The sequence below is a fragment of the Burkholderia sp. AU17457 genome, assembly GCF_002223255.1.
GTDB lineage: Bacteria > Pseudomonadota > Gammaproteobacteria > Burkholderiales > Burkholderiaceae > Burkholderia > Burkholderia sola.
On the sequence record NZ_NKFB01000008.1, the window covers coordinates 805,688 to 830,459 of the forward strand.

The window sequence follows — 24,772 nt, forward strand, 5'->3', positions numbered from 1 at the left end:
GTCCGGCGGCAGCGGCGCCTCGACAATGATCTCACTGCCCCTCCGGAGAATCCTGTGAGCCGCCTGCCTTTGCTTACCGTCGAAACCGCCCCCGCGGCCAGCCAGCCGTTCCTGGAAAAATCGCAGCGCGCGAACGGTTTCCTGCCGAACCTCGTGCGCTCGCTCGCGAACGCGCCGGTCGCGCTCGAAACCTACCTGACCGTCGCGGAGATCAACGGCCGCGCGGGCCTCACGTTCGCCGAGCGCGAAGCCGTGCAGATCACCGCGGCCGCCGTCCACGGCTGTGCGTTCTGCGTGGCCGGACACACCGCCGCCGCGCTGAAAAAAGCCCATGTCGATCGCGCCGACGTCGACGCACTGCGCGACGGCGAACCGGTCGCCGAGCCGCGGCTGGAAGCCGTCGCGGCTTTCACGCGCGCCGTGATCGCGACGCGCGGCGCCGTGACCGACGACGCGCTCGACGCGTTCCTGGCCGCCGGCTTCACTGAAGCGAACGCGCTCGAAGTGGTGCTGGGCGTGAGCCTCGCGACGCTGTGCAACTTCGCGAACAATCTGTCGCGCAACGAACTCAACCCCGAACTGGCGGCATACCGATGGGAACCCCGGACACAAGCCGCCTGACGGCGCCCGCACTCGACGCGTCGCTGGTCGACTGGCTCGACGCGAACGCCACGCAGCTCGACACGAGCGCCGCGCTGAAGGCGGAGGTCGTGCCGCGTCTCGCGGCCGCCGGCCTGTTCCGGACCGGCGTGCCCGCGAGCCTCGGTGGCGCGGGCGGCGCCACCACGGACGCCATCGCCGGCATCGCCGCGGTGGCCGAGCATTCGCTGACCGCCGCCTTCGTGCTGTGGGGCCAGCGCAGCTTCATCGAATATCTGCTGCAAAGCCCGAATGCCGCGCTGCGCGAGCGCTGGCTGCCGGCGCTGCTCGACGGCCGTTGCGCCGGCGCGAGCGGCCTGTCGAACGCGATGAAATACCTGTCCGGCATCGAGTCGCTTCAGATCGACGCGACGCCGCACGCGGAAGGCGCCGACGACTGGCGGATGACCGGCCGGATGGCGTGGGTCACGAACCTGCGCGCGCCACGGTTCGTGGTGGCGGCCGCCGTCACGTTCGGCGATGAGCGCCCGTCCGCGATCGTCGCGATTCCGGATGACGCGCCGGGCCTGACCCGCAGCGCCGATCTCGACCTGATCGCGCTGCGCGGCAGCAACACCGCCGCGCTGCATCTCGACGGCGTAGCGACCGACGCCGCGTGGCTGATCCATCCGGACGCGCAAACCTTCCTGCCGGCGGTGCGACCGGCCTTCCTCGGCTTGCAGTGCGGGCTGTCGATCGGGCTCGCGCGGCGCGCGCTGGCCGAAGCGCGGCGCGCGGCGGAAACGACGCGCGGCATTCTCGGCCCCGAAGTCGAAGCCTGCGCGGCCGAACTGGCTGCCGCCTGCGCGCACCTGTCGGCCGGCCTCGCCGACGGCAGCCTGCGCGCGCATCCGAACCGCCTGTTCGAGCTGCGCATCGCGCTCGCGACGCACGTGGCCACCGCCGTGAACCTCGAACTCGAGGCGAGCGGCGGCCGCGGCTATCTGCGTGATGCGGGGCTCGGCTTCGAGCGACGCTGGCGCGAAGCGGCGTTCATTCCGATCGTCACGCCGAGCGTCGTGCAGTTGAAGGCGCAACTCGCCGCGCAGGCGCGGAGCATCGCCGCATGACGCCGCCGCTGCTGGACGCACGCCATCTGACGCTCGGCTACGACGGCGCGCGGCGCAATACCGTCCTGGCCGATGTGTCACTGTCGGTCGATCGCGGCGAGATCGTCGCGTTGATCGGCCCGAGCGGCACCGGCAAGTCGAGCCTGTTGCGCGCACTGGCCGGGCTGGAGCGGCCGCAATCCGGCACCGTGTCGGTCGACGGTACGACGTTGCAGGGCCCGCACCCGCGGATCGCGATCGCGTTTCAGGACCCATGCCTGCTGCCGTGGCTGTCGACCGAAAAGAACGTCGCATTCGGGCTCGCCTTCGAACATCAGGAGCGCCTCACGCGCGAACAGCAACGCGAACGCGTCCGCTCGGCGCTGCATGCGGTCGGGCTCGAAGCCGCCGCGTCGCTGCGTCCGGCTCAGCTTTCCGGCGGGATGGCGCAGCGTGCGGCGCTGGCGCGCGCACTCGCGCGTCAGCCGCACGCGCTGCTGCTCGACGAGCCGTTCTCGGCGCTCGACGAAGTGACGCGCGCCGCGATGCAGCAGTTGCTGGTCAACGTCGTGTCGACGACACGCTGCGCGACGGTGCTCGTGACGCACGATATCGACGAGGCGCTGCTCGTGGCCGATCGCATCGTGCTGCTCGGCACGCAAGGCCGCCTCATCGATGCATGGCACGTCGATTTCCCGCACCCGCGCGATGCGTTCGTCACCGAACTCGGCACGATGCGCATCGACATCCTGAAGGCGTTGCAGGCCGGCATGAAGCGTCCGCACGCGTCCGAACTCCCCTCCCTGAACTGACCCGACCCGCCTATCCATGTGCCAGATTCCGATGTCGCGCCGCGAATGGCTGAAGCTTGCGGCCCTGTTCACCGCGACGGGGGCCGCCCCGTTGCTGTCGATGGCGAACGCGCACGCCGCGGCAGAACCGGATGCGCCGGTTCGCATCGGCTATCTGCCGATCACCGACGCGGCCCCGTTGCTGGTCGCCCACAACAACGGCTATTTCGCGTCCGGAGGGCTGACGGTCGAACCGCCGAAGCTGTTGCGCAGCTGGGCGCAGCTCGTCGAAGCATTCCTGTCCGGCCAGGTCAACGTCGTGCACCTGCTGTCGCCGATGACGCTGTGGGCGCGCTACGGCAGCCGCGCGCCGGCGAAGGTGGTCGCGTGGAACCACGTGAACGGCTCCGGGCTGACGGTCGCGCCCGACATCGATTCGCTGCGCGATCTCGGCGGCAAGACCGTCGCGATTCCGTTCTGGTATTCGATTCACAACGTCGTGCTGCAGGACATGCTGCGCCAGCAGGGGCTCACACCCGTGCTCAAGCGGCGCGGCACGCCCGCGGCGAACGAAGTCAACCTGGTCGTGATGGCGCCGTCGGACATGCTGCCCGCGCTCGCCGCGCGCCAGATCGCCGGGTATATCGTCGCGGAGCCGTTCAACGCGACCGCGGAATTGATGAAGATCGGCAAGATTCTGCGCTTCACCGGCGATGTGTGGAAAAACCATGCGTGCTGCGTCGTGTTCATGCACGAGAACGATCTGACGCAGCGGCCCGCGTGGTCGCAAAAGGTCGTCGACGCGATCGTGAAGGCGCAGCTGTGGGCGCGCGCGCATCCGCAGGACACCGCGCAGTTGCTGTCGAAGGACGGCGCGCACCGCTATTCGCCGCATACGCTCGCGTCGCTCGAGCGCGTGCTGGTGCCGTCGGCGTCGCTGGCCGACGCCTACCGGGCGAGCGGCGCGATCCGCCATGCCGACTGGCACGCGAAGCGGATCGACTTCCAGCCGTATCCGTTCCCGAGCTATACCGAGGCGCTGGTTCAACGCCTGAAGCGCACGGTGGTCGACGGCGACAGCGGCTTCCTCGCGTCACTCGACCCGGCGTTCGCGGCCCGCGATCTCGTCGACACCCGCTTCGTGCGCAAGAGCATCGAGGCGGTCGGCGGGCTGAGCGCATTCGGTCAAGCAGGCGCGTTCCAGCGCGAGGAGATCGTCGTTGTCTGATGCGCTCGCCACCCGCCGCTCATCGGCACCCGACACGCACCGGGACGTCGGTTCCCGCTTGCCGGCACGCGTGGCCGCGGGTTGGCTCGGCGTCGCCGGGCTCGTTGCGACGGTCGCCGTGTGGTGGGCTGCGATCCACGGGTTGACCGAGCCCGGCTCGCTCGGCCGGCAGTTCGCGCCGGACCGCGCGTTCGCCAGCCTGCGGTCGCTGTGCGCGGACGATCATCTCGTCGAACACGCGCTCGTCAGCCTGCGACGCATCGGCGTCGGGCTCGGGGCGGCGCTGCTGGCCGGCGTCCCGCTCGGGCTGCTGATCGGCCGCGTGCAATGGGTCGAGCGGATGCTGTCGCCGACGTTCCAGTTCCTGCGCATGGTGTCGCCGCTGTCGTGGATGCCGCTCGCGGTCATGTCGTTCGGCATCGGCGATCGTGCGATCTACTTCCTGCTCGGATTCGCCGCGTTGTGGCCGGTGCTGATGAGCACGGCGGCCGGCGTCATGCAGATCGACCGGCGCTGGCTGCAACTCGGCGCCAGCCTCGCGGCCACCCGCCGCGAGCTGCTGGTGCATATCGTGCTGCCCGCCATCGCGGGGCCGCTGCTCAACGGCATCCGGCTCGCGATCGGCATTCTGTGGATCGTGCTGGTGCCGGCCGAGATGCTCGGCGTCAACGCGGGCCTCGGCTACCTGATCCTCGACACGCGCGACCGGCTCGCGTATGCCGAACTGACCGCGGTGATCGTCGTCATCGGTGCGCTCGGCTTCACGCTGGACGGCATCGCGCGGTTATTGACCCGCGCGCTGCTGGCGTCCGACCGCTAGCGCCGCTCACGCGATACGCGGCAATCGGACGAACCGTGTGCCGCGGGCGGCTCAATTCCACGCATGCCGCGCCGGGCGTGCGCCGTTCAGATAGTAGTTGCCGACGAGGTGATATTTCCAGCGCACCGGATCGTGCAGCGTATGCGTGCGCGCGTTGCGCCAATGCCGGTCGAGGTTGTGCTCGGCGAGCGTCGACTGCGTGCCGGCCAGCTCGAACAGCTTCTCGCCCGCGAGCAGCGCGACCTCGGTCGTCAGCACCTTCGCCTCGCCGACCGCGACGGACGCCCGCGCGACATCGTCTTCCGTCACGTCGCCCTTTGCCGCGATCTCGTCGAGCGTGCGCGCCGCGCGTTCCAGCAACGCGTCGGCCGCATGCAGCTGGATGTGCAGCCGGCCGATTTCGCGAATCGTCAGCGGATCGTCCACCGCCCGCTCGACGCCGCTGTCGACCCACGGCCGCGTGCGGGTCCGCACGAATGCGAGCGTATCGTCGATCGCCGCCTTCGCGATGCCCGCGTCGATCGCCGCCTGGATGATCTGCGACAGCGGGCCGTTGAGCGTCGGCACGTCCGACACGCGCTGCGCGGGCAGCACGTGCGACGCGGGGATGCGCACCGCATCGAGCACGACCGTACCGCTCGCGGTCGTGCGCTGCCCGAATCCCGACCAGTCGTCGATCACGGTCAGCCCCGGCGTCGGTTGCGGTATGTACGCGAGCCAGGCCTGCTGCGCGTCGTCGAGGCCGAGCACCGGCACGTAGTGCGCGAACAACGCACCGGTCGAATAGAACTTCGTGCCGTCGACCACATAGTCGTCGCCGTCGCGGCGCACGCGCGTCTTCAGGTCGAGCACGTGCTTCGTGCCCTTCTCCGAGAATCCGTTGCCGAACCGCTTGCCGCTCAGCACTTCGGCGAAGAAATGACGCTTCTGCGCGTCGGTGCCGACGAGCGTGATCACGTCGATCAACCCGAAATGATTCTGCGGAAGCTGCCCGAGCGACGCATCGGCCGCGGCGACGATCTTGATCACCTCGGTGAGCGTCACGTGCGACACGCCCGCGCCGCCGTATGCCTTCGGCACCGTGATCGCCCACAGCCCCGACTGCGAGAACCATTCGATTTCCTCGCGCGGCAGCCGGCGCTCGCGATCGCGCTCGGCGGCCCCTTGCGCGAGGCGTTGCGCCAGTGCATGCGCGACCGCGATCGCTTCCGCATCGTCCGCAATCACGCGGGCCAGCTGGGGTTGCGCATCGGCCGGCCGCTCCTGAATCGTCGCGCTCGTGTCTGACATCGGGTTCTCCTGTCGAATGGCGAAAGCATTCAATCTAGCAGCGCCGCGCGGGCCGGAAAACCGAGCGATTCTCGAAACGATATTCCTTGGGAGAACAAACGACGTCGCAATGGATGCACGCGAATCGGCGCTTCGACGTCGCAATGGACGCGAGAACGTCGATGCGTGCCCGCGCGGCGTCGGTAATACGCAGCGACGATAACGATCCGAGAATCCGTTATTGGAACGCCCGCGTCGCGCTTCCTATACTGGGCTCCCGGCGCACACGGCCACGCCCTTCGAGGAAATCCGCATGACTTCGTCGCACGCAGCTTCCGACCTTTCCACCGGTACCGATTACGACACGCTCGCGAGCCGGTTCCGGCCGATCTTCGAGCGTATCGCCGCCGGCACCGCCGAGCGCGAACGCAACCGCGAATTGCCGCACGAGGCGATCGGCTGGCTGAAGTCCGCAGGCTTCGGCGCGATCCGCCTGCCGGCCAGCGCCGGCGGCGCGGGCGCATCGCTGCCGCAGTTGTTCCGGCTGCTGACCGAGCTCGCCGCCGCCGATTCCAATTTGCCGCAGGCGTTGCGCGGGCATTTCGCGTTCGTCGAGGACTGGCTGAACGCGCCAGCCGGGCCGCAGCGCACGGCCTGGTTCGACCGCTTCGCGAGCGGCCAGCTCGTCGGCAATGCGTGGTCGGAGGCCGGCGACGTACCGCTCGGCCAGACCGTCACGAAGGTATCGGAGCAGAACGGCCGGCTCGTGCTGAACGGCAGGAAGTTCTACAGCACCGGCAGCCTGTTCGCCGACTGGATCGACGTGTTCGCGCAGCGCGCGCACGACGGCAGCGACGTGATCGTCGCGGTCGCGACCGCGCAGCCCGGCGTGATCCGCGACGACGACTGGGACGGCTTCGGCCAGACCACCACCGGCAGCGGCACGACGCGTTTCGAGAATGCGGCGGTCGACGCGGACAACGTGATCGATTTCGCGCGCCGCTTCAAGTACCAGACCGCGTTCTACCAGTTGTTCCACGTCGCGACGCTGGCCGGCATCGGCCACGCGATCGTGCGCGACGCGGGCGAGCTCGTGCGCAACCGCACGCGCGTGTACAGCCACGGCAACGCGCAGCGTGCCGGCGACGACGCGCAGCTGCAGCAGGTGATCGGCGAAATCGCGTCATGGGCGTACGCGGCCGACGCGCTCGCGCTGCGCGCCGCGCAACCGCTTCAGCAAGCCTATGAAGCGCGCTTCGGCGGCGACGAAGCGGCCGAGCAGGCCGCGAACGTCGCGGCCGAAATCGAATCCGCGCAAAGCCAGCTCGTCGTGTCCGAACTCGTGCTGCGCGCGGCGACGCGCCTGTTCGACGCGCTCGGCGCATCCGCGACCCGCAGCACGACCGCGCTCGATCGCCACTGGCGCAACGCGCGCACGGTGTCGTCGCACAACCCGCTCGTGTACAAGGCGCGCATCGTCGGCGACTGGATCATCAACGGCCGCACGCCGCCGTTCGTCTGGCGTGTCGGCAACGGTGCGGGCGCCCATGCGCAGGCCGGCGCGGAAACGGGGGCCGCGCAATGAGCAAGACCATCCGCTTCAACGCATTCGAGATGAACTGCGTGGGCCATCAGTCGCCGGGCCTGTGGGCGCATCCGCGCGACCGCTCGTGGCAGTACAAGGATCTCGATTACTGGACCGACCTCGCGCGCGTGCTGGAGCGCGGGATCTTCGATGCAATCTTCATCGCGGACGTGATCGGCTACTACGACGTGTACAAGGGCAGCAACTATCACGCGCTGCACCAGGCCGCGCAGATCCCGGTCAACGATCCGCTGCAACTGGCCGCGCCGATCGCGATGGCGACCAAGCATCTCGGCATCGGCATCACCGCGTCGACGACGTTCGAACACCCGTACACGTTCGCGCGCCGGCTGTCGACCGCCGATCATCATACGAAGGGGCGGCTCGCGTGGAACATCGTCACGTCGTACCTGGAGAGCGGCGCGAAGAACGTCGGCGATCACGGGCTGCGCACGCACGACGACCGCTATGCGGTCGCGGCCGAATACGTCGAGGTGCTGTACAAGCTGTTCGAGGGCAGTTGGGAAGATGGCGCGGTGGTGCGCGATCGCGACGGCCGCGTGTTCACGCATCCCGAGAAAGTGCACGAGATCGGCCACAAGGGCCGCTTCTTCGACGTGCCCGGCTATCACCTGTGCGAGCCGTCGCCGCAGCGCACGCCGGTGCTGTTCCAGGCCGGCGCGTCGGGCCCCGGCAAGGCGTTCGCCGCGCAGCACGCCGAATGCGTGTTCGTCGCCGCGCCGACGCGCGACCAGCTCGCGCGCTACGTCGCCGACGTGCGTGCGCGGGCCGCGGCCGCCGGGCGCGATCCGGCGAAGGTGCTGATCTACAACCTCGTCACGGTGATCGTCGACGAGACCGACGAGAAGGCGCAGGCCAAGTTCGACGAGTATCGGCGCTACGTGTCGTACGACGGCTCGCTGGTGTTCATGTCCGGCTGGACCGGCATCGACTTCGGCCAGTACGCGCCGACCGATCCCGTCAGGCGCGTCGAAACGAATGCGATCGTGTCCGCCGTCGAGCACCTGTCGGGCGGCGACACCGCGTGGACGATCGAGGCGCTGGCGGCGTGGGGCGGCATCGGCGGGATGGGCCCGGTGTTCGTCGGGTCGGCGGCGACCGTCGCGGACATCCTGCAGGAATGGGTAGCCGCGACCGACGTGGACGGCTTCAATCTCGCGTATGCAGTCGCGCATGAAACCTTCGAGGACGTCGTGCGCTATCTCGTGCCGGAGTTGCAGCGCCGCGGCGTGTATCCGACCGCGTATGCGCCGGGCACGCTGCGCGAAAAACTGTTCGGCGGGTCGGCCCGGTTGCCGGACGAACATCCGGCCGCGCAGTTTCGCGATATCGAACAGGTCAAGCGCGCGGCCGAGCGGGAAGCGGTCAGCGCGTAACGCGCACTATGTCGAAGCCGGTCTGTCCGCCTACGCGTGACCGGCTTCAGTATTCCGTAGGAACGGCTTCGTGCAGTCTGACGAAGCCGTTCGTGTTTTCGGGGAGCGGCGAGCGCCCCCGGGTCAAGGCTTACGCGGCGCTTTCGTCGTCGACGTCGTGCGCCGTCGGTTCATACCGCACGATCAGCAGAAACACGATCGGCGTGACCGCGCTGACCGCGACGACCCAGAACATGTCGGTGCCGAGGCGGGCCTGCAGGATCGGCAGCACGAACAGCGCGAGCGCCTGGCCGATGCCGCACAGCGATCGCCCGAAGCCGACGCCGGTGCCGCGGATCGCGGCCGGATACGACAGCGTCGGATAGATCATCATCTGCGCACCCGGCCCGAAACCTTCGGCGAACAGCCACGTGCCGAGCATCAGCAGCACGACGCCGACCGCAAGTGCACCATGCGGATGCCCTGCGAGCGCCAGCGCGACGAGCGCGACCGTTTGCAGCGCGAACCCCGCGATCGCGACATGCCGTGACGCGTACCGATACGCGAGACGCATGCCGAGCAAGCCGCCGGTGAACGCGAACAGCACGTTCAACGCGAGCGATGCCGCGATCGTCTCGAACACGCCCGCGCCGAGAAATTGCGACAGGATCGACGGCAGGAAGAATGCGATCGCCGTGTATTCGAACGGGATGCACAGGTTCATCACGCTGGCGACGATCGTGCGCCCCAGATACGGACGCTGGAACAGCACGCGAATCCGCACGGGCGGCGGGCTCGGCTCGCGTTGCGCGTCCTCCGCCTCGTGCGCGTGAATGCCGTACGACTTGAGCAGGATGCGCGCGGCGCTGGCCAGGTCGCCCTGATTCGCGGCCCACAGCGGCGATTCGTTCATGAAGCGGTTGCGGAACAGGATGATGACGAGCGCCGGCACCGCGCCGAAAATCAGCGACGCGCGCCACAGCCAGCCCGCATGCTCGGCCGGCAGCAAGAAATACAGGCCGAAGATCAGCAGGAAGCACACCGACGACGCGACATACCACATCGGGCACCACGCGGCGAGCCGCGACGCCTTGTTGCCACGGCCGTTGAACTTAGAGAATTCCGCGAGAAACGCCATCGCGACGGGCAGGTCGATGCCGACGCCGAGCCCCATCACGAAGCGGGCGGCGATCAGCACCCAGACGTTCGGCGCGAGCCCGGCCGCGATCGCCGCGACCACGAAGAACAGCATGTCGGCCATGAACACCTGATAGCGGCCGATCCGGTCGGTCAGCCAGCCGCCGATCAGGCTGCCGAAGATCGTACCGATCATGATCGCCGACCCGACCAGCCCGGTCAGCGCGGGCGTCAGACCGAATTCGCGCGCCACGTCGTCGATGCCGTAGGACAGCGTCGTCAGGTCGTACGCGTCGAGAAACACGCCGCCGAGCGCCAGCAGCACGATCATCCGTGCGTGGCTCACCGAACTGTCCACCGTATTGATCAGGCGCGCGACGTCGCTGGCCGAGCGGATGGGAGAAGAAACCGGTGTGACCGGGCTCAGATCGATCGAACTCATCGGATTCCTTAATTTGGTGCCGAACACGCGGCAAGGTCGTCGTGAAGCCGGGAACCGGGCTGATGCCTGCGCAACCATCGCGGCGCCGAGCGAATGCGGCCCGCTGCCGCCGGGTTCCGGCAGCGGAAATTCTGTTCCCTCGATCCGCCAATCCCAAGCGATATAAACCGATAAATTAATCGGCGTGCGTCATAAAGTTGCGCGGGCGGCGCTTAGCAGCGGCACGCATGTGCAATCGCGAATTCCTTCGTTAACGGATTGCCGGCGGTTCGTTACATTAGCCGGTCACCTGCCTGTTCGCGGCGCGTTGCCGCTCTTCCGGAGAATCCCCGATGAAGCCGTTCTGGTCCCGCGTGTGGCAATCCGCGGCCGTCGTCGTTGCCGCGCTGGTCGGCCTCGCGTCGATGCAAGCGCACGCGGCGACGCCCGCCGAAATCCGCGTCGACTATGCGTACTACTCGCCCGAGAGTCTCGTGATCCGCCACTTCGGCTGGCTCGACGACGCCTTCAAGGCCGACGGGACGGCGATTCGCTGGGTGCTGAGCCTCGGCAGCAATCGCGCGCTCGAATACCTGAACAGCGGCGCGGTCGATTTCGGCTCGGCCGCGGGACTCGCGTCGGTGCTCGCACGTGCGAACGGCAACCCGATCCATACCGTCTACGTGTTCTCGCGCCCCGAATGGACGGCGCTCGTGGTGCGCAAGGATTCGCCGATCCGTTCGCTCGCCGACCTCAAAGGCAAGAAGATCGCCGCGACGCGCGGCACCGATCCGTTCCTGTTCACGCTGCGCGCGCTGCACACGGTCGGCCTGACGCGCGACGACGTCGAGATCGTCAACCTGCAGCATCCGGACGGCCGCACCGCGCTCGCGAACGGTCAGGTCGATGCATGGGCCGGGCTCGATCCGCACATGGCGGCTGCCCAGCTCGACGACGGCGCGCGCCTGCTGTACCGCAACGTCACGTTCAATACGTACGGGTTCCTGAACGTGCGCGACGCGTTCGCGAGCCAGTATCCGCAGGCGGTCGAGCGCGTGCTGAAAGTGTATGACCGCGCGCGCCAGTGGATCGTCGCGCATCCGGCCGAGACCGCGCAGATCGTCGCCGACGAATCGAAGGTGTCGCTGCCGGTCGCGAAGCTGCAGCTTCAGCGCAACGACTTCAGCGACCCGGTGCCGGGCGACACGCAGCGCGCGGCGCTGAAGGCTGCCGCGCCGGTGCTGACGGCCGAGCAACTGACCAAGCCGGGCGTCGATCCCGCGAAGATCGTCGATACGCTGCTCGATCCGTCGTTCGCGCGTCCGATCGTCGCCGCATCGCACTGAGCGTGCCGCCGATGACGGACACCACCGCGCGCGGCGACGCGCTCGCATCGCGTCAACCTGCTGCGCCACCCCGCGCGGCGCGACGCGACCCGCTGCGCGCCTGGCGCATCGCGGGGCTCGCGCTGCCGTTCGCCGCGCTCGTGCTGCTGGAGGTCGCGGTGCGGCGCGGCTGGCTGCCCGATCATCTCGTGCCGGCGCCGAGCGAGATTCTCGATACGCTGGCGCGGATGGGCGTCACGCGGGTCGCGCGCCATGTCGGCGCGAGCACGCTGCGCGTCGCGGCCGGGTTCGCGGCCGGCGCCGGGCTCGCGCTCGTCGTCGGCGCGGCGATGGGCCTGAGCCGGCGAATCGACGCGCTGTTCGAACCGACGTTCCAGGCGTTGCGCGCGATTCCGTCGCTTGCGTGGGTGCCGGTGCTGCTGCTGTGGCTCGGCATCGACGAAGCACCGAAGATCACGCTGATCGCGATCGGCGCGTTCTTTCCGGTTCACCTCGCGGTGGTCACCGGCATTCGCGATGTCGACCGCAAGCTCGTCGAACTCGGCGCGGTGTACCGGCTCGGCCCGCTCGCGCTATTCCGCCGGATCCTGCTGCCGGCCGCGCTGCCGCAGATCGTCACCGGCCTGCGCACCGGCCTCAGTCTCGCGTGGATGTTCATGGTCGCCGCGGAGCTGATCGCGGCCACGCGCGGCCTCGGCTTCCTGCTGAGCGACGGCCGCGAAACCGGGCGGCCCGATCTCGTGTTCGGCGCGATCCTGCTGCTCGCGCTGCTCGGCAAGCTGACCGACGGCGCGATGCGCCGTATCGAGTCGCGCTGGCTCGGCTGGCGCGATGCGTTCGACGGCGCGTCGCGCGAGGGTGGGAAATGAGCGCCTCTCCTTCCGTCCGCCCGGCCGCCGGCAGCGCGACGCCGCTGCTCGACCTGCGGATCGCCCGCAAACTTTACGGTGATCGCACGATCCTCACCGACATCGCATTGCAGGTCGCACGCGGCGAGATCGTCTGCGTGGTCGGCCCGAGCGGTTGCGGCAAGAGCACGCTGCTACGGATTGTCGCCGGCCTCGACGCGGACTTCCGCGGCAGCGTGACGCTCGACGGCAGCGCGCTCGCCAGGCCGTCCGCGCGCGTCGGCGTGATCTTTCAGGAGCCGCGGCTGCTGCCGTGGCTGTCGATCGCGGACAACGTCGGCTTCGCGTCTGGCGCGCGGGGCGGACGCGACCCGAGCGTCGCGCGCTTGCTCGACGAGGTCGGCCTGGCCGGCGTCGCACGGCAACTGCCGGCCACGTTGTCGGGCGGGATGGCGCAGCGCGCCGCGATCGCGCGCGGGCTGTTCGGCGAGCCGGATCTGCTGCTGCTCGACGAACCGTTCAGCGCGGTCGACGCGATCACGCGGATGCGCTTGCAGACGCTGCTGCTCGACGTCGTCCACCGGCACCGGACGGCCGCGATCGTCGTCACGCACGATCTCGACGAGGCGCTGTATCTCGGCGATCGCGTGCTGATGCTCGCGCCGAACCCGGGTCGCATCGACGACGACATCCACGTCGACGTCGCCCGGCCGCGCGATCGGCGCGATCCGGCGCTGGCCGCGCAGCGCGCGCGGCTGCTCGATGCGTTCCAGCGCTTTCACGATCGCGCGGCGGGCGACACGGCCGGCATCGCGGTCACGCCGGGCTGACCTCGCCACTTCACTGCGCAGACACCGACCGCACGAACGCGGCCAGATCGCGATTGAACCGCTCGGCTTCCTCCAGGAACGGCGCGTGCCCGGACGCCGCGTACACCTTGCTGGCAATGCGCGGATTCAGCGCGGCCGCGCGAGCCAGCGTCGCGTGCGTATCGACCAGCGCGTCGCGGCCGCCGTAGAGAAAGAGCAGCGGCACGCGCGCATTGCCGAGGCCCTCGGCGGCAAATACCGACATCATCGGGATCGCCTTTTGCATGTCCCACGACGCCATCGCGGCGTTCGCGAGCAAGCGCTCGAACGTGGCGGCCTCCGGCCGACGGTTGAAGCACAGGCCGACGAACGTACGCTCGCCGTCGAGATGCGTTTTCAGGTCCGGCGCATTCATGTCCCGGTACACGTCCGGATGATCGACGATCTGGCCCGGCGCAAGCTCGACCACGCCGTCGACGTACACCGCGCCTGCGATCGCGCGGTCGCCGTACTTCGCGAGGTAGTTCGAGATCACGACGCCGCCGAGCGACCAGCCGACCACGACGGGTTTGCGCGCATGCGCGCCCTCGATGACCGCGGCGAGATCGTCGCCCCAGCGGGTTCCGTCGCGGTACGGCTGTGCGCCGGACGGCTTGTCCGACAGTCCGTGGCCGCGCAGGTCGTACGTGATGATCCGGAACCCGCGCAGGTCGGGGCTGCGGACCTGCGCGTCCCAGTTCAGGCGGCTACCGAGCAGGCCGTGGATCAGGATGACCGGCACGCCGTCGGGGTCGCCGCTTTCCTGCACGGCCAGCTTCACGCCATCCGTCGACGTCACGGTATAGCTGAGCGGTGCGGCGGCCGCGTCATACGCCAACGCGAACGGCGTCGCCCACCAGATCACGGCGATCAGCCAGCGGATCAGCACTCGGGTAGTCACGATTTTTCCTCCAGGGTGAACGGACGCCCAGTCTCAACCCTCACACTGATGTGAGAGTCAAGCGGATCGTGCTAACCTGCCGTCCATGAAAAAATCGCCTGCTCACCCCCTGCTGACCATCGGCAAACTCGCGCAGCTCACCGGCGCGAGCGTGCGCTCGATCCGGCACTACGACGAGCACGGCCTGCTCGCGTCGGCGCGCGCGGCCAACGGCTATCGGCTGTTCGCCGACAACGCGGTGACGCAGGTCAAGCAGATTCAGCGCATGATCGCGACCGGCTTCACGCTCGACGACATTCGCGGCTTTCCGGACTGCATGCTGCTGATCGACGGCGCGCGTGCGTGCGACCAGATCACCGAGGTCCAGCGCGAACGGCTCGAAGCGATCGACCGCCAGATCGCCGATCTGGAGAAGCGGCGCGCGCGGCTCGTCAAGATGTTGCGAGATGGCGCGGTGCCGCCGCTCGATTGATCGAGGCGCGGGTTCGCCGGCCCGGATCGGGCCCCTCGCTGCCCTTCCGGCCCCTGCTCCATATCGAAATCGCGCCAGGATGCGCGGCCGCCGCGCCGCCACGAAAAACGCGCCGATTCAATGACGGTCGATTACAAACGCTTTTTATAAGCGCATCCTTGACATGCCGAATCGCGTGGTATTTACTCCCATTGCACTCGACGCAATACGAAATCGCAGCGCGAAAAAACAACAGGACTGAGAGTTGCATTTGCATCGGCATGCAAAAAGAATGCGTGTCGGCGAAATGCAAGACGAAGAAGTAAAACAGGCGTGATCCGAACGGGGGCCACATCCATGTCCGCTACCAGCAAACCGCCGCCTGGCGGTTGATTCCCGCCATTCAGCCATCCGACCACGCAGGTCCGCCGCCGGTTTTTCGATAGAACCGGGGCGGCGCCGTCACGTGCGTCGTCCACCCGCATCGCATCGCGCATGCGTCGGGTTTCAATGCGAGACGGCAAGTTCGCGGAATATCCATTTTCAAAATCCGGTGAATCCCGAATTTCACCGGCCATGCATTACCAATTCGGGATTTTTTTAATCATGCGCGTCGATATTTCACATATTGATGAAGGAATGAAAATGAGTACCACGACGATCGAAAATGCCGGTTACGGGGTCTACAACTCGACCATCGATGTCACCACCCAGGTGGCGGCGGCCTACAAGAACGGCCAGCGCGTATTCACGGCCAGCAATCAATGGGGCGATCCGGCGCCGGGCGAGCGCAAGTACCTGTACATCTTCTGGACCCGCAACAGCGAATCGCAGTCGGGCGTGACCGGCGAGAACGATTCTCACGGCGTGACCCTGCCCTGAACCGTATTCCGCGCGCGGGACGGGTCGCCGCGTCGCGGCAGCTTGCAGTCGCCGTACGGCCCATGCGCGTCATCCGGCGCGCAGCGTGTTTCCCCACCCTACCGATCGACAGGAGTCTTTCATGCCGTCCGTCTACGTGCAGAACATCTCGATTCCCGTGAGCACCGCCACGCCGTCCGACTCGGGCGTCATCACGGCCCAGACCACCTACAGTTTCCCGACCAACGTGATTGCGGCCGGCGCGTCGGTGGCCAGCTACTCGGCCTCGTTCGGCAACACCGACCACCACCTGCGCACGGTAGGCGCGAGCGTGCAGGTACAGACGCAGAACAATTCGCCGACGGTGACCATCACGGGCTCGCTCCAGCTGATCGACAACAGCAGCAACGAGCTCAACCCGAGCAGCTGCTCGTTGACCGCGTCGGTCATTGCCTGGGCGCAATAAGCGACGTTCGCCGCCGCGATGCGCGGCGTCGTTCCATTGTCTGGTTTGCAGTCGTGCCTTTCATGGTCCTCCGCCCGCGGTTCGGGTCGAGGACCGTTTTCTCGAGGAGTCGCCATGTCCACCAGCGCCAGCCAGCAAGCCGACATCCCCGCCCTGGGCGTGCTCCAGTTCGACGCCGGCAGCTTCGGTTCCGCCGTGAACCTGTTCCGCGGCAATCTCGCCTTCCCGCTCAAGCTGCTGACGCTGCCCGCGCGTGGCGGGCTGGCGTTCGACCTGACCCTGCTGTACCAGAGCAACGTCGCGGACCAGGTCTCGCAATGGAACCTCACGAACCCGAGCGGCGCGCTCGGCGTCGGCTGGAGCATGCCCCTCGAACGCATCGTCGCGGAAACGCAGGGGACGGGCAGCCCGCTCGACGTCCAGTATTACCTGATGAGCCAGGGCCAGGCGATGCAGCTCGTGCCGATCCCGACGGCGTGGAGCCGCGGCACGCTGCCCGCTGACGCCTTCGACGACGCCGCGAATGCGGCGCTGTTCTCGAGCGATCGCGTGCCGGCGCCGCTCGCGTCCGCGCTGGAACGACACGGCTGGCGACCGTCCGGCGACGCGCGTATCGCGTCCACCGGCCGCCCCGACGAGTGGCGCGTCGACGATGCGCCGCTGCGCCGCTCGCACCTGTTGCGCCGGCAACCGGACGGCACGATCGCCGTGACCACCGACGGCGAGTCCTATGAAACGGCGCCCTACCAGTTCTGGCAGATCACGCACTACCCGGCCTGGGACAGCTGGGAAGTCGTCCGCCCGGACGGCACGGTCGCCACCTACGGCGGCTCGGATGCGGCCGCCGCCGCGCGCAGCCTGATCCAGTGGGGCATCCGCTGGGGCAACTGGGTCGGCCCGAGCCGCCGCGCGGAAAACCAGCAGCGCTACGCGCTCGCGTGGAATCTCGCGCAGCTGCGCAACACGCTCGGGCACTGGATCGAATTTTCGTACAGCACGATCGAGCAGGCGGTCGGCGACGGCACGTTGACCTACACGCGCGAATGCCAGATCGCGAGCATGGAAAACGATCTCGGCTGGTCGTGCCGGTTCGCGTGGCAGCCGATGACCTACGACACCCGCTCGCTCGATGCGCCGAAGGAATACCTGGCCGCGCACGGCGACCCGACTCGCGTGCCGGGCGACACGCCGAACGCGTGGCAAGACCGTTACGAGACGCGCTATCTCGACCACGTCGACGTGATCGACGGCTCGGGCGCGCAGCAGACCCGCCTCGATTTCGACTGGTACGACCTGACCCTGCTCGCGCCGCGCGACGCCGCCAATCCGCTCGCCACCGGCGCCTGCTACAAACGCTATCTGAAGGGCGTGACCGATACCTTCAGCGGCGGCGCGGCCCGCCCCGGCATCGCATTCGACTACAACTTCGATGCCGGCGGCACGGCGAACCCGGGCGCGATGACGTCGATGACGCTGCCCACCGGTGGCGTGCTGCGCTACACGTACGCCGAGATCGACGTGGGCGCGGACGAGAACGTCGATCCGGGCTCGCGCAACCTCACCGTCGACAATCCGTTCGGCGCCAGCCGGCCGGGCGCGCCGCGCATCTGGTACGGCGGCGACTACGTGGTCGTCGCCTGGTACGAGGCCAGCGAGAACGCGTTGCTGGTGAACGTCTACACGTGGCTGGGCCGCTGGATTCCGGCCTGGACGGACTGGCAGCGTTTCGACGGCGCGCTCGATCTCGATCGGACGGTGGCCACGACCAGCGCCGACAGCTTCATGCTGCTGCTGGCGAACCTCGACGATACGCAATCGACGCTCTATCTCGCGTCGCGCCGGCCGGTCGCGAACGCGGACTGGCATTTCGCGGGCGAGCCCGGCTCGCCCACGCCGTATCGCTACGACAGCACCCGGCTGCGGATCGCCAACGGCGCCGACTTCTTCGTCGTGGTCGACGACGACGATCGCCGCATCGACCGCTACGCGCTGAACTGGCAGACGCGCGGCTGGGACGTCGCGCTCGCGCTCGCGAGCGGCGCATGCTGCCCGTCCGGCAGCGTCAATACGCAATCGTACGTAGCGGCGGCCACGAACCACTATCTGGTGTTCTGCTATGACGAGGACACGGCGCGCGGCCGCTTCAGCCTGATGGTCCGCGATGCGGCGACGCTGGCGTGGCGGCTCGGCAGCACGCTGGACACCGACGCGATCACGATTCCGGCGGTCGGTGCCACATCGTATTTCCAGCTGTCGATGGGCCAGGGCTTCGCGGCCGCCGCGTGGATCGACCGCTATGCATCGTCGGGCGGCGTGGTGCAAGCCTTCGACTACCGCCTCGCGGTGCCCGCGTGGGACGACGACTACGGCAACCTCGCATTGCGCCCGCTGCCCGACGTATTCGACGGCCCGGGCTTCACGAACCTGTCGCCGGCGTTCATGCAGACGCTCGGCCCGGTGATCACCGGCAACAGCCTGATCGGCTCGGGCCCGAACGTGCTGGTGTTCGACGGCGTGAGCTGGTCCTACCACTTCGCCGGCATCCAGTACCCGCCGGGCAGCGACGCGAACCGCCAGTTCTACTGGTACGCGTGGGATCAGCTCGGCGTGCTGAAGACGGAGAACACGACGTCGGCGCTCTACGCCGCGCTCGACAGTTTCGATCCCGACGCCGACACGCCCTGGGTCACCCAGGTGCTGCAGGACGAGGACCCGGCGCCCGCGGATCGCGAGACGCAGGGCTTCCCCACGCTGGCCGGCGCCTTCCTGTCGCAGAACCGCGACCTCTACGGCCGGTCGGTCTGGCCCGCGTGGAACCCGCTCGCCGGCTTCCGGCTGGGCGAGATCACCGTCGATCGCTTCGACAGCACGACCGTCATCAACCAGGCGCCCGACTTCCTCGCGTTCATGACGCTCGACGCCGACGGCGCGCCGCTCGACACGCAGGTACGCTTCTTCTGCAACGGCGGGCTGCTGCGGGACGCGCAAGGCGAGCCGGTCGTCGAGCGTTTCCCCGGGCAACAGATGTTCCGCCTGCTCAACAGCACGCTGCATTACGAGACGGCCATTTCGGGCAAGCTGCCGGCGATTCCGTCGGGGTTCGTGACCTTCCCGTCGGGCAACGAGATCGACGCGTCGACCCACATCACGCTGCACCGCTATGCGAATCACTCGTTGCATGCGCCGCTGGCGGCCTTCGTCGTGACCGCGCTCGCGATGGACAGCGGCTACGACTCGATGCTGCGCTGCTACGCGTACGCGGACGTGTCGGCCAACACCGATCCGTCGGGCAGCATCGTGCAATTCTCTAAGGTGTCCGAATACCAGGCGTGCGCGACGCCGCAGGCGCAGCGCTACGGCTGGACCACGAGCCATTTCTACAACGGCCTGCCCGCGCGGACGCTGCAGTTGCCGGACGATTGCCGCATCCGCGCCGGCGTACGCGGTACGGCCGCGCCGGTCGACGACGCGTATTCGCTGGCGGCCGGCCTGCTGCTGTCGACCTCGGTGTACGACCGCGACGGCACGCTGCTGTCGTCCACGACCAGCGAGTGGACCTACACCGACCAGGTCGCGAGCGACGCGAACGGCGCCACGCTGCGCAATCTCTACGACGCCGTGCCGCAGATCGCGACGTCGGTCGAGAGCCTGCAGGGCGTCGCGCGCACCATGACCTATGCGTACAACGCGGCGTCGGGCTATCCGGCTACGGTGCAAACCGCCTATTACGACAGCCAGGGCGAGCTCAACGTCACGCAGCGCACGTCGCTGTTCGGTTTCGAGGTCTACCCGGCGATGTGGAGCGCGCACATCCTCGCGCCGGTGGCCAGTGCATCGACGCGGGTGCAGGCGAACGGCGACTGGCTGTTGCAGGCCGCGAAGGCGCAGACCTTCCGCAGCTGGGATCACGACGACGGCACCACCTATCTCGCGGAAGCCGACAGTTGGGTCGCGGTCGACGAGAATGCGCCGCCGTTCGCCGCATGGAACGGCGGTCAGCCCGGCGCGGGCTGGCTGCTGGAGGAGCGTATCGATACGCGCGACGGCGAGGGCAACGTGCTGCTCTCTCACGACGTCACCGGCCGCCCGATGGCTTCGCTGTTCGACGATGCAGGGCGCTTTCGTATCGCGGGCTTCGTCAATTCGGCGGGCGGCAATGCATACGACAGTTTCGAGGATTACCAGCGGCCGACCTGGAGCCTGCCGGCCGGCGCGGCCGTCTATCGCGACGACGCGGCCAGCGGCACCGCCTGCCTGCAGATCACCGCGTCGGCGACGCTCACCCGCGCCGTGACGCTGACCGACGGTCGCGCGCGGCAGGTGTTCGGCCTGTGGTTCAAGAGCCCGACCGGCGCGACGGCGAGCGACTTCACCGTGACGTTGACGCTCACCGCGCCGGGCGGCGCGCAGTTGAGCCGGCGCCTCGCGCCCACCGCCGGCCAGTGGCAACCGCAGCAATGGACCGTCGATCCGTCGTCGCTCGGCCTCGGCGCGAACGCCACCGTCACGCTCGGCATTCGGGCCGAACTGCCGACGGGCGGCGCGGCGTGGCTGCGGCTCGACGACGTGTTCTTCACGCCGCTCGACTGCCAGTTCCAGTCGATCGCCTACGACGGCGCACGGCTGCGCACGCTCGGCACCACCGCGCCGAACGGCGTGCGCTCGCGCACGCTCTACAACCCGTTCGCCGAGCCGTCCGTGACGGTCGGCCCCTGGGACAATCCGAGCCTGATCAGCATGACGTGGTTCGCTGCGCAGGACACGACGATCGGCCCCGCCGCGCCGTTTCCGCGCGCCACGCCGAACGCGGCGATCAACGTCAACGGCCAGGGGATCGGCGTGTACGACGGCTTCTGCAACGGCGCGCTGGCGTTCTACACGGCCGCGTCGGGCAATGCGGCCGACTGGACCGCGGGCGGCGGGCTGCTCAGCTATCACGGCGAAGCGGCCGGGCCGCTCGGCGCGCGGCTCGAACGCACCGGTTTCGCGGCGACGAGCATCGCCGCGCGCGTGCTGGTCGACCGCGCCAGCCTCGGCGACGCGGTGCTCGGCACCGGTACCTGGTTCGTCGGCTTCAGCCCGGCGCAGGGCTGGCGCCTGTGGCGGCTCGACGGCGCGAACCCCGTGCTGCTGCAATCCGACAGCGTCGCGCCGGCCGCCCGGGAATGGCTGCTGGTGGCCGTGACGGGCCGCGTGCTGTTCTTCGCCGACGGGCGCAAGGTGTTCGAATATGCGGACGCCGCGGTCGCCGCCCCGTTCGGCCTCCAGCTCGGCATGACGCAGCCCGGCAGCTTCTCGGCGCTGGCCGTGGCCGAGGACGTCGGCCTGAGCGTCGAGTATCGGGACGGCCTCGCGCGCAGCCTGCAGACGCTGAAGCTCGAATCGGCCGATAGCGCGGTGCTCGACACCGGCGTGTACGACGATCGCGGCAACACCGCGATCCGGGCGCTCACGAGCCGCGTCACGGTGTCCGGCGCCCAGGCGTTGTTCGTCTACCAGGACGGGCTGGTGACCAACGGCGGCGCCGACGGCAGCCTCTGGCAAGGCGCGCCGCTCGAGGGCGCGCTCGCCGCCTGGCATCCCGACGCCGGCGGCTATCCGTTCGCGCGCACCGTCTACGAAAACGCGCCGCTCGGCCGGCCGGTGGCGTTTGGTCAGCCCGGCTACGACTATGCGATCCGGCCCGGCAGCACGCATTACGCGACGCGCGGCTACGGCGTCAACGCCGACGCGGGACGCTTCGCCTATCCGTTGCCGATCGGCGAGTATCACCTGACGACGGACGTCGATCCCAACGGCGCGGTCACGCAAAGCTGGTCGGACACGGCCGAGCACCTGATCGGCCGCGTCGTGCAGAACGCGCTCACCGACGACAGCCTCGACTGGCGCATGAGCCAGATTTACGACGCGCAGGGCCGCACCGTCGCGTCGGTGCCGCCCGCGTCGTACGCGGCAGGCGGCGCCGGCACGAAAGCCGTGCCGGCCGGCAGCAGCACCGCCGACTACGACTTCGCCGGGCATCGGCTCAGCTCGACCGATCCCGACAGCGGCACGACGCAGATCGTCTACAGCAGCGCCGGGCTGATGCGCTTCCTCGCCGACGGCAACGCATTGAACGGCGGCTACATCGCCTATCGGAAATACGACACGCTGAGCCGCGTGATCGAGGAAGGCACCTGTGCCGTCGCGTGGGACCGCGCGCAGCTTCAGCAGCATGCCGACGACCCCGACTGGCCGCCGTCGTCGCCCACCTGGAGCGTGCGCCGCCATTACGACGGCGACGGGTCGGATGCGACCCAGGACGACCATCTCGTCGGCCGGCTCTGGAAGGTGGAGGTCAACCAGGGCGACGCCGCGCAGGCCGGCTTGACCGAGACGGTCGCGTACGACCGGGCCGGGCGCGTGCTCGCGCGGCGCCGGCAATTCGCCGGGATGCCGGCGGGCGACTGCGTCATCGCGAATACGTGGTCGGCCGGCGGCAACCTGCTGTCGAGCACGGATTCGACCACGGGGCTCGTCAGCCTGCGCCGTTACGACGCGCTCGGCCGCGTGCTCGAGGTCGCGGCCGATACCGGCGGCACGACGACGGTGCTGATCGCGCACGAGTACGCGCCCAACGGCAAACCGACGCTCACCCGCCTGCTGCCCGACGGCAAAGGCGCGTCGATGCTGTCCCGACGCTTCGCGTACACGCCGCCCGGCTGGCCCACCGTCAGCGATGCCGGGGGCGTGCTCAGGGAAGCGCTCGCCTACGACACCGGCGCTTGTGAGGGCGGCGGCTATTACAACGGCGAAATCGCACGACAGACCGTCACGTCGGACGTGCCCGGCGGGTCGGTCGGGCCGGCCTGCACCACGATGGATTCGCTCGGCCAGCTGACCGCGTTCGGTTCCGGCGCCGACGCGCAACGCTGGGAGATCGACCTGAACGGCAACTTCGAGCGGCACACGCGCGGCGCGGATTCGGCCGGCTACACGTATGCAGCCGGCACGAACCGCCTGACCGGCTATACGGCCGCGCAGGACACCACCACGTTCGCGTACGACCATGCGGGCGGCATCGTCGGCGCAAGCGACGGCGCGGGCGCGACGCGCTGGCAGATCGGCTATGACGCCGGCACCGGGCGGCCCGTCAGCTACGCCGGCCCCGGTGCGTCGCTGTCGATCCTGCGCGACGCGGACGGCAATCGCGCGGCGCTTACCCGTACGAGCGGCGGCGCGACCACGCAGCGGTTCCAGACGTCGATGCCCGACGGCGAACTCGTGATCGACGCGGCAAACGGCGCGAGCACGCCGACCCGCTTCATCGCCGCGCTCGACGTCCAGGTGGCGTGGCACGACGGACGCTTCTGCTTCGCGCTGCTCGACCATCTCGGCAGCGTGCGCGTGCTGCTCGACGCGAGCGGCGAGACCGTCGGTGCGTGGCAGTACGACGTGTATGGCCAGCCCACCGTGCTGGTGGCCGCGCCGTTCGCGTGGCCGCGACTGTTCACCGGCCACAACTACGACGCGGATTCCGGTTTCTACGACTGCAACGCGCGCTTCTACCACCCGGGCTACGGCCGTTACCTCAGCGTCGATCCGATGCTGGAAACGCCGTCGCCGTACGTCTATGTCGGCAACAACCCGCTCGTCTTCACCGATCCGAGCGGCATGAACGTGTGGGGCATCATCGTCGGCGCGCTGGTCACGCTGGCGGTGGGCGTGGCCGGCGTGCTGCTGCTCGGCACCGGCATCGGCGCGGCGATCCTGGTGGGCGTCGTGGCCGGCGCGGTCGGGTCGATGGCCGGCGACCTCATGAGCATGGCCACCGGCGACCAGATCAGCTGGAAACAGTTCGGCATCGATGCGCTGGCCGGTGCGGCGGCCGGCGCGGCCGGCGCGCTCGCGGGCGGCGGCGCCGGCGCACTGACCGCGCGCGCGGCGCTCGGCTTGAGCGCGAGCAAGGTGGCCACCACGCTGTCGGTGTCGCTCGTCTCCGGCATCGCGGGCGGCGTGGCGGGCGGCGCGGCCGGGGCCGGCGTGACGGCAGGCATGACCGGGCAGCCGTTCTTCAGCCGGGCGACCGCGCTGAACATCGCGATCGGCGCGGTGGCCGGCGGCGGCGCCGGGCTGATGGCGGCGGGCGCGCACCTCACCTTCTTCACCGGCAAGGCGTCGCTCGGCGTGAACCCGACGCCCCTGGAGAACGCCGGCGAAATCCCGAACTATCCGCCGCCGAACACGCCCGGCTTGCCGAGCGAACCCGGCCAGAACGGTCTGGTCGGGAAGGTGCGGATCCTGATGCCGAACGATCCGGTCACGACCAGCGTGAAAGCCACGTGGGATGCATTCACCACCGATCTGCAGCGGCAGCAGTTCGCGGAGAATCTCACGCGGGTCGGCAACCTCGACGTCGACGTCGTCGCGACGCACGGCATTTCGCGCAGCGCGATGGTCGAGTGGACGGGCGCGAACGGCGTGCCGATCAACCGGCCGACCTCCGCGTCCACGCTGGCGCGGTTCCTGCGCGCACAGGGCTATGGCGCGGCCGATACGAACTTTCCCGCCGCGTCGGGCAGGCCGATCAAGCTCGTCACCTGCTTCGCCGGGATGGCCGGCCGCTTCAGTTTCGCGCAGGCGCTGGCCAACGAGTTGCAGGTCGACGTGTACGCGCACTGGTGGGTGGTCTATCCGACCAACAATGCGACGCCATGGATCCGCTTTCAGCCGCGCTGACGGCGCGACGCATCGCGA

General features: G+C 68.9%; 18 protein-coding genes. 14 read left to right on the forward strand and 4 right to left on the reverse strand.

Going from position 1 to position 24,772, the window contains the following annotated elements:
* Positions 1-54: 54 nt before the first annotated feature.
* The 5 genes from CFB49_RS33620 to CFB49_RS33640 are packed head-to-tail and all read left to right on the forward strand — an operon-like array spanning position 55 to position 4,527.
* Positions 55-621 (forward strand): carboxymuconolactone decarboxylase family protein, encoded by a 567-nt coding sequence (locus CFB49_RS33620; protein ID WP_089493534.1) that lies wholly within the window; start codon positions 55-57, stop codon positions 619-621.
* Positions 594-1,709, forward strand: a complete 1,116-nt coding sequence (locus CFB49_RS33625) for an acyl-CoA dehydrogenase family protein (protein WP_089493535.1) — start codon at positions 594-596, stop codon at positions 1,707-1,709. The genes CFB49_RS33620 and CFB49_RS33625 overlap by 28 nt, the downstream gene beginning before the upstream one ends.
* Entirely contained in the window at positions 1,706-2,500 is a 795-nt protein-coding gene (locus CFB49_RS33630) for an ABC transporter ATP-binding protein (protein ID WP_089493536.1), read from the forward strand. Before CFB49_RS33625 ends, CFB49_RS33630 begins: the two co-directional genes overlap by 4 nt.
* A gap of 16 nt (positions 2,501-2,516) precedes the next feature.
* Positions 2,517-3,707 carry an ABC transporter substrate-binding protein gene (locus CFB49_RS33635; protein WP_089493537.1) on the forward strand — a complete coding sequence of 397 codons (1,191 nt, stop codon included), beginning with the start codon at positions 2,517-2,519 and terminating at the stop codon, positions 3,705-3,707.
* Complete coding sequence (locus CFB49_RS33640; protein WP_069619985.1) at positions 3,700-4,527, forward strand: ABC transporter permease; 828 nt, start codon at positions 3,700-3,702, stop codon at positions 4,525-4,527. Before CFB49_RS33635 ends, CFB49_RS33640 begins: the two co-directional genes overlap by 8 nt.
* Positions 4,528-4,578: 51 nt before the next feature.
* Here the strand turns inward: CFB49_RS33640 and CFB49_RS33645 are convergent, their stop codons facing one another.
* Complete coding sequence (locus CFB49_RS33645; RefSeq protein WP_089437935.1) at positions 4,579-5,817, reverse strand: SfnB family sulfur acquisition oxidoreductase; 1,239 nt, start codon at positions 5,815-5,817, stop codon at positions 4,579-4,581.
* Positions 5,818-6,109: 292 nt separating this feature from the next.
* Here CFB49_RS33645 and CFB49_RS33650 point away from each other — a divergent pair, with 292 nt between their 5' ends.
* Positions 6,110-7,381, forward strand: coding sequence for an acyl-CoA dehydrogenase family protein (locus CFB49_RS33650; protein ID WP_089493538.1), 1,272 nt, complete (start codon positions 6,110-6,112; stop codon positions 7,379-7,381).
* Positions 7,378-8,778 (forward strand): LLM class flavin-dependent oxidoreductase, encoded by a 1,401-nt coding sequence (locus tag CFB49_RS33655; RefSeq protein WP_089493539.1) that lies wholly within the window; start codon positions 7,378-7,380, stop codon positions 8,776-8,778. The genes CFB49_RS33650 and CFB49_RS33655 overlap by 4 nt, the downstream gene beginning before the upstream one ends.
* A gap of 130 nt (positions 8,779-8,908) precedes the next feature.
* On the opposite strand, the gene CFB49_RS33660 is transcribed toward CFB49_RS33655, so the two are convergent.
* Positions 8,909-10,336 carry an MFS transporter gene (locus CFB49_RS33660; protein ID WP_089493540.1) on the reverse strand — a complete coding sequence of 476 codons (1,428 nt, stop codon included), beginning with the start codon at positions 10,334-10,336 and terminating at the stop codon, positions 8,909-8,911.
* Between the two features lie 332 nt (positions 10,337-10,668).
* On the opposite strand from CFB49_RS33660, the gene CFB49_RS33665 reads away from it, so the two are divergent.
* Genes CFB49_RS33665 through CFB49_RS33675 form a run of 3 tightly spaced genes read left to right on the forward strand, consistent with a single transcriptional unit; the run spans position 10,669 to position 13,339 of the window.
* Complete coding sequence (locus CFB49_RS33665; protein ID WP_089437938.1) at positions 10,669-11,661, forward strand: aliphatic sulfonate ABC transporter substrate-binding protein; 993 nt, start codon at positions 10,669-10,671, stop codon at positions 11,659-11,661.
* Between the two features lie 11 nt (positions 11,662-11,672).
* Complete coding sequence (locus CFB49_RS33670; protein ID WP_179234998.1) at positions 11,673-12,530, forward strand: ABC transporter permease; 858 nt, start codon at positions 11,673-11,675, stop codon at positions 12,528-12,530.
* Positions 12,527-13,339, forward strand: coding sequence for an ABC transporter ATP-binding protein (locus CFB49_RS33675; RefSeq protein ID WP_089493542.1), 813 nt, complete (start codon positions 12,527-12,529; stop codon positions 13,337-13,339). Before CFB49_RS33670 ends, CFB49_RS33675 begins: the two co-directional genes overlap by 4 nt.
* A 10-nt stretch (positions 13,340-13,349) precedes the next feature.
* Here the strand turns inward: CFB49_RS33675 and CFB49_RS33680 are convergent, their stop codons facing one another.
* Complete coding sequence (locus CFB49_RS33680) at positions 13,350-14,258, reverse strand: alpha/beta fold hydrolase (protein ID WP_089493543.1); 909 nt, start codon at positions 14,256-14,258, stop codon at positions 13,350-13,352.
* Positions 14,259-14,343: 85 nt separating this feature from the next.
* On the opposite strand from CFB49_RS33680, the gene CFB49_RS33685 reads away from it, so the two are divergent.
* Positions 14,344-14,730: a MerR family transcriptional regulator gene (locus CFB49_RS33685; RefSeq protein WP_089493544.1), complete on the forward strand. Its 387-nt coding sequence runs from the start codon at positions 14,344-14,346 to the stop codon at positions 14,728-14,730.
* 182 nt (positions 14,731-14,912) lie between these two features.
* On the opposite strand, the gene CFB49_RS36150 is transcribed toward CFB49_RS33685, so the two are convergent.
* Positions 14,913-15,287: a hypothetical protein gene (locus tag CFB49_RS36150; RefSeq protein ID WP_124502920.1), complete on the reverse strand. Its 375-nt coding sequence runs from the start codon at positions 15,285-15,287 to the stop codon at positions 14,913-14,915.
* On the opposite strand from CFB49_RS36150, the gene CFB49_RS33690 reads away from it, so the two are divergent.
* The 3 genes from CFB49_RS33690 (at position 15,286) to CFB49_RS33700 (ending at position 24,754) form a co-directional block, all read left to right on the forward strand.
* A complete protein-coding gene (locus CFB49_RS33690) occupies positions 15,286-15,591 on the forward strand; it encodes a DUF3395 domain-containing protein (RefSeq protein WP_141723462.1) in 306 nt (101 codons plus the stop codon). The two genes, CFB49_RS36150 and CFB49_RS33690, sit on opposite strands and share 2 nt — an antisense overlap.
* A gap of 121 nt (positions 15,592-15,712) precedes the next feature.
* Positions 15,713-16,036 carry a hypothetical protein gene (locus CFB49_RS33695; protein ID WP_069619977.1) on the forward strand — a complete coding sequence of 108 codons (324 nt, stop codon included), beginning with the start codon at positions 15,713-15,715 and terminating at the stop codon, positions 16,034-16,036.
* A gap of 114 nt (positions 16,037-16,150) precedes the next feature.
* Entirely contained in the window at positions 16,151-24,754 is an 8,604-nt protein-coding gene (locus CFB49_RS33700; RefSeq protein WP_089493545.1) for an RHS repeat domain-containing protein, read from the forward strand.
* Positions 24,755-24,772 lie beyond the last annotated feature (18 nt).

Bases quoted from the DNA above. Each gene is read 5' to 3' on its own strand.
- CFB49_RS33625 (WP_089493535.1), top strand. From the start codon at position 594: ATGGGAACCCCGGACACAAGCCGCCTGACGGCGCCCGCACTCGACGCG.
- CFB49_RS33630 (WP_089493536.1), top strand. From the start codon at position 1,706: ATGACGCCGCCGCTGCTGGACGCACGCCATCTGACGCTCGGCTACGAC.
- CFB49_RS33635 (WP_089493537.1), top strand. From the start codon at position 2,517: ATGTGCCAGATTCCGATGTCGCGCCGCGAATGGCTGAAGCTTGCGGCC.
- CFB49_RS33645 (WP_089437935.1), bottom strand. From the start codon at position 5,817: ATGTCAGACACGAGCGCGACGATTCAGGAGCGGCCGGCCGATGCGCAA.
- CFB49_RS33650 (WP_089493538.1), top strand. From the start codon at position 6,110: ATGACTTCGTCGCACGCAGCTTCCGACCTTTCCACCGGTACCGATTAC.
- CFB49_RS33655 (WP_089493539.1), top strand. From the start codon at position 7,378: ATGAGCAAGACCATCCGCTTCAACGCATTCGAGATGAACTGCGTGGGC.
- CFB49_RS33660 (WP_089493540.1), bottom strand. From the start codon at position 10,336: ATGAGTTCGATCGATCTGAGCCCGGTCACACCGGTTTCTTCTCCCATC.
- CFB49_RS33665 (WP_089437938.1), top strand. From the start codon at position 10,669: ATGAAGCCGTTCTGGTCCCGCGTGTGGCAATCCGCGGCCGTCGTCGTT.
- CFB49_RS33670 (WP_179234998.1), top strand. From the start codon at position 11,673: ATGACGGACACCACCGCGCGCGGCGACGCGCTCGCATCGCGTCAACCT.
- CFB49_RS33675 (WP_089493542.1), top strand. From the start codon at position 12,527: ATGAGCGCCTCTCCTTCCGTCCGCCCGGCCGCCGGCAGCGCGACGCCG.
- CFB49_RS33685 (WP_089493544.1), top strand. From the start codon at position 14,344: ATGAAAAAATCGCCTGCTCACCCCCTGCTGACCATCGGCAAACTCGCG.
- CFB49_RS33690 (WP_141723462.1), top strand. From the start codon at position 15,286: ATGCATTACCAATTCGGGATTTTTTTAATCATGCGCGTCGATATTTCA.
- CFB49_RS36150 (WP_124502920.1), bottom strand. From the start codon at position 15,287: ATGGCCGGTGAAATTCGGGATTCACCGGATTTTGAAAATGGATATTCC.
- CFB49_RS33695 (WP_069619977.1), top strand. From the start codon at position 15,713: ATGCCGTCCGTCTACGTGCAGAACATCTCGATTCCCGTGAGCACCGCC.
- CFB49_RS33700 (WP_089493545.1), top strand. From the start codon at position 16,151: ATGTCCACCAGCGCCAGCCAGCAAGCCGACATCCCCGCCCTGGGCGTG.